This window comes from Streptomyces sp. NPDC057654 (assembly GCF_042800135.1).
In the GTDB taxonomy this organism is placed as follows: Bacteria; Actinomycetota; Actinomycetes; order Streptomycetales; family Streptomycetaceae; genus Streptomyces.
In genome coordinates, this window is record NZ_JBHVHQ010000793.1 from 1 (window position 1) to 4,004 (window position 4,004).

The window sequence follows — 4,004 nt, forward strand, 5'->3', positions numbered from 1 at the left end:
CCTCACCCGCGCGCGGCAGGAACTCGACCGCCTCGAAACCACCCGCCAAGAACTCCTGAACGAGCACGAGGAGGTGACCGGGCAGACCCGGGACGCACGGCAGCGCGCGGAAGGCGCGCGGCAGGAAATCACAGGCGCGCGGCAGCGCGTGGCAGCCATCCTCGATGCCGCGCGCGAGGAAGCCGGCCGCACCCGCAACGAGACCGACGCCGCGCTGAAGGAGGCGCGCGAGGCCGCCGACGAACAGCGCAGCCTGCTAGACGATCTGATCGACCGTGCCGAGCAGCAACGTGGGCAGGTACGCCAATGCGAGGAGGCGTTGGGGCAGGTCACGGCACAGGTGCGGGAGGCCGCGCTGATCCGGGACCGGCTGTCCGGCGACCTGGCGGCCCTCGACCCGCAGGCCCCCGACGCTGCCCTGAGCGGCGACGGTCCTCTGTACCGGTCGGAGGCCAAGGAGGAGGGGTGGCGCCACTACCTGCACACCCTGGCCGCCTCCGGTGGCGAGCAGGAACCGGCCGCCGCGGACCTGGCCGCCCGCTTCGGCGTGGACGTCGGCAACGCCCGCAACTGGCTGCGCGACTTCCGTGCCGCGCGCGCCGCGCAGCTTGCCGCGCGCACGCCGCGCGCCGACCTCACCGAGATCTTCCCCGCTCTGGAAGGAGCCGCACCATGACCACACCCACCCCCACCCCAGCGGCTGTCACGCCGCGCGAGGTCGCCGCTGTCCTCGAAGACGCGGCCCGGATCATCAAGACCAACGGCTGGTATCAGGGCCAGTACTACGACTTCGACCAGGCGGAATCGGGCACGCCCATTCGGGAGTGCCGCGTCTGCCTGGTAGGGGCCATCAACATCGCAGCCGACGGCGACCCCTACCCCAGCCTGTGGGATGTCAGCGACAAGGTCGTGGATGCCTGCGCCGCCGTCCGCACGTGCCTGCTCACCGACGGTGAGCCGCCGGTCCTTGCGGACTGGAACGACGCCCCGGACCGCACAGCCACCGACGTGGTGACCCTCCTGCGCGACACCGCCCGCGTCATGTCGCGCCCCTGATGGCGGGGGCGTTCGGTAAGTGTTTCGACCCGTCCGGCGCCCGCTTCGGTATCCCCACCTTCCCGTGGCGTATGGCCCCGGACGGGCTGTGCACCCGCCGCCAGTTACGGGCCCGCGGCCTGCGCCCCGGCGGTCAGCCGATCGTGGCGCAGGTGATGCGCCGCAACTGCCGCGTCGGCGGGGTGCGGGTCGCGTTCCTCTACCGCCTCGACGCCGCCCGGCCGGTCCGGCCGATGACGCCCGCGAAGTGGGCCGCCCTGGGCCGGGCCATGGCCGCCCGGCGCACCTGCCCCGCCTGCCAACGCGATGCCGGGTACTGCATCCCGTCATCCCTCGGCATGTGCGTGGCCTGCGCCTACCCCGAAGAACAGTGCGCCGTCTGACCCTTCACCCCTCTGTTCGAAGGAGTGCCCGTGAACACTGCCGAGACCACTGAGTTCATCCGTTACACCGCCGGCGTCGTGGCCCCTACGCCGGGCGGGCTGTTCGGCGCGGATCCGGGGGCGTGGTGAATCCGGCTGTCACCGTCTGCCGGCTGCGCGGGCACCGGAACGTCGTAGGCGATGCCCGCCGCCTGGCCCCGGCCGCCACCGCCTTGGTGGCCGGGGCCGTGCCGGGCCGCATGCCGCCCGTCGAGATCACCGTCACCGGGCCCCGGGGTCTGGCCGAACTCGCCGTCGCTGCGGAGGTCGCCCTCGCCGGCGGCGCCGCTCCCGAGCTGCGGGCCGATGCGCTGCGCGACCATGGCCGGCTGGCCCGGTCCGCGGCCGGATGCGCCGTGGCGCTGCCCGGCGGCGGGGTGCGGATCCTGCTCGTCGGCCGCGCGCACCGGGGCATCGAGGACGTGGCGGCCACGCTCGTGCACGAACTGGTGCACGCCATGCAGTTCAGCCGTCCCGGCGTGCGGCAGCGGATCGTCCGCGACCTGCGGGACGCCTACGGCGTCGCCCCCCAGTCCCCGCAGGCGGCCCGCGAGCACCTGCGGCTCATCGACGAGGAGGAGGCGGAAGCCTACGCCGCCGAACGCCTCGCCTCCCAGCTCTTCCCCCTGCCCGCCTGAACGTCCGATGCCCGAGGAGCTTCCGTGTCCGACACCGCCAAACGCCGCCTCGCCCTCTGGGGTCCTGTGATCGTCGCCGGGGCCACAGCTGCGGGCTACACCGTGGTCCTGCACCGCTACGACCTCCCGGTCCACCTCCTGTTGGCCTGCGCGGCCCTGGCGTGGGCGGCGATGCACACCGCCGCCCGCCACGTCGCGGACGCCTGGGTGACCACTACCTATGGCTGTGACGCCCCGGGGTGCGACTTCTCGGTCAGCGTCAGCCACGCCAGTGCGGGCGAGTGCCGCCGCTGGCAGGAGACCGCCGCCAACCACCCCGATCACCAGACGTACTGAACCGAGGAGTTCGCCATGAGTGTTCAGGCTGAACGGCCCACGATCATCACGGTCGCGCATCACTGGATCATGACGGTCCAGACCCACGACGGACGGCAGGCGACCTACGACGGGGGCCTTGACCTCCTGCCCGGCCGGGCCACCCGCCGCGACGCCTACGCGGCCGTGCGCTCCATGGTCGCCGCCAGTCTCGGGACCGGCCATTTCGTCGTCCTGTTCTTCGACCTCCACCCCGAACTGATCTGACGTGAAGGAGGCTGTCGTGCCTCGTCGTTCGCGGTCCCGCAGTGCGCGGGTGCTCAAGGGCGCCACGATGATTGAGATCCCGGAGCAACGCCCCCGCCGTGGACGGCGCGGGCGGGTTGTGGTGGTGGTTCCCGAACACCGCGATCACCGGCCGCTGTTCGCTCCGGCCGCCGTGGCGCTGTGCGCCATCCCCGCTACGGCGCTGGTCCACGCAGTCGCCTGGTGGGCGGGTTTGGTCCTCGCCCTGTCGGCGGTGGTGCCGGTGGTGGGCGCACTGGCCGGCTGGCTGCGGGTCCGGGACGCCGCGGCCGGCGCGATGGCTCTGCTGTGGTCCGGGCTCGCGGTCGCCTTCGGCCCGCTGACCGGCCCTTTGTGGGTCCTGTGGGCCCTTTCCGCCGCCGTCTGCCAGGCCGTGTGGCTGCTGCCCCGCCCCTCGCGCTGAACCGCGTTCCCGTCCGCCGGGGCCGGTCACCACGTGGTGGCCGGCCCCGGCCCGTTCTTCTTCTCAGGAGTTGTGATGAAGCTGTTTTCCCCGCTCCGGTCCATCCGTGTCACCCCCGATGAGCTGGCGCTTGAAGCGCATGACCACCTGGAACGTGCCGGGGTGCATGAGCAGTACGAGGAGCACGCCGCGATGACCGCCCAGGCCACCGTGGCCCGCGCCAAGGTCGCGCTCGCCGACTATCTGCGTACCCACGCCACCTAGCCGAAAAGGGGTTCCCGTGTCCGATACGACAACCACCGTGGCCCCGCCGCCCGACTCCGGCCAACAGCCGGCGGGTGGGGATTTCGTCCAGTCCGTGCCCATCGACGTCACCGTCACCACCGCCGACCCACAACCCGGCCCCCAGGGGCGGCGGCAGGGGGGTGGGCCGCAATCGTCGGTGCGGGCGCTGCCCGCCGCGGTGATGGGCGGGGAGGTGCTGACCACCAGCGGCAGCGCCCTGTACTCCACCGCCGGACTCGTGCCGACGGTCGCTGCCGCCGGGGTCGTTGCCACGACCGGCGCCGTCCTCGCCATCCGCGCGGCGCGCAAGCGGGCCCGATCCGCCGACCCCGCCCGGGCCGTGCGGCGGGAGCTGCGCCGCAGCAACCGTGAAGCCCGGCGCGCCGCCGCCCACGGAGCGGGCGGCCACACCCCCGGCAGCAACGGCGGCCGGGGCGGGGGTCTGCGAAGCCGCCGGCGGGGTGCCTCGCCGGGCGGCGCCGTGGGCGGCGGGGGCGCGCGTTCCACCCTTGGTGGCCCGTCCTCCCGTGCCGGCGGGCGGGCCGGTGCGGGCCGTGGCCGGGCGGCAGCCCCTCTCGC

7 protein-coding genes and 2 pseudogenes are annotated in these 4,004 nt (G+C 73.7%); all 9 read left to right on the forward strand.

All coding sequences use genetic code 11. From position 1 onward, the window contains the following. Window positions 1-676 (forward strand): annotated as a pseudogene (locus ACFU99_RS35960) (hypothetical protein); the annotation flags it as partial. After that, a complete protein-coding gene (locus tag ACFU99_RS35965) occupies window positions 673-1,056 on the forward strand; it encodes a hypothetical protein (protein WP_384400520.1) in 384 nt (127 codons plus the stop codon). The pseudogene ACFU99_RS35960 and the gene ACFU99_RS35965, both read left to right, overlap by 4 nt. Further along, the gene (locus ACFU99_RS35970) at window positions 1,056-1,439 is read left to right on the forward strand and encodes an RRQRL motif-containing zinc-binding protein (protein ID WP_384400523.1); all 384 of its coding nucleotides are present in this window, start codon (window positions 1,056-1,058) and stop codon (window positions 1,437-1,439) included. The genes ACFU99_RS35965 and ACFU99_RS35970 overlap by 1 nt, the downstream gene beginning before the upstream one ends. Before the next feature lie 122 nt (window positions 1,440-1,561). Then, complete coding sequence (locus tag ACFU99_RS35975; protein ID WP_384400526.1) at window positions 1,562-2,116, forward strand: hypothetical protein; 555 nt, start codon at window positions 1,562-1,564, stop codon at window positions 2,114-2,116. A gap of 24 nt (window positions 2,117-2,140) precedes the next feature. Continuing rightward, entirely contained in the window at window positions 2,141-2,452 is a 312-nt protein-coding gene (locus ACFU99_RS35980; RefSeq protein ID WP_384400529.1) for a hypothetical protein, read from the forward strand. Between the two features lie 15 nt (window positions 2,453-2,467). Beyond that, a complete protein-coding gene (locus tag ACFU99_RS35985; RefSeq protein ID WP_384400532.1) occupies window positions 2,468-2,698 on the forward strand; it encodes a hypothetical protein in 231 nt (76 codons plus the stop codon). Window positions 2,699-2,714: 16 nt separating this feature from the next. Continuing rightward, window positions 2,715-3,140 carry a hypothetical protein gene (locus tag ACFU99_RS35990; RefSeq protein WP_384400535.1) on the forward strand — a complete coding sequence of 142 codons (426 nt, stop codon included), beginning with the start codon at window positions 2,715-2,717 and terminating at the stop codon, window positions 3,138-3,140. 75 nt (window positions 3,141-3,215) lie between these two features. Beyond that, the gene (locus ACFU99_RS35995) at window positions 3,216-3,404 is read left to right on the forward strand and encodes a hypothetical protein (protein ID WP_384400538.1); all 189 of its coding nucleotides are present in this window, start codon (window positions 3,216-3,218) and stop codon (window positions 3,402-3,404) included. 16 nt (window positions 3,405-3,420) lie between these two features. Then, window positions 3,421-4,004 (forward strand): annotated as a pseudogene (locus tag ACFU99_RS36000) (hypothetical protein); the annotation flags it as partial.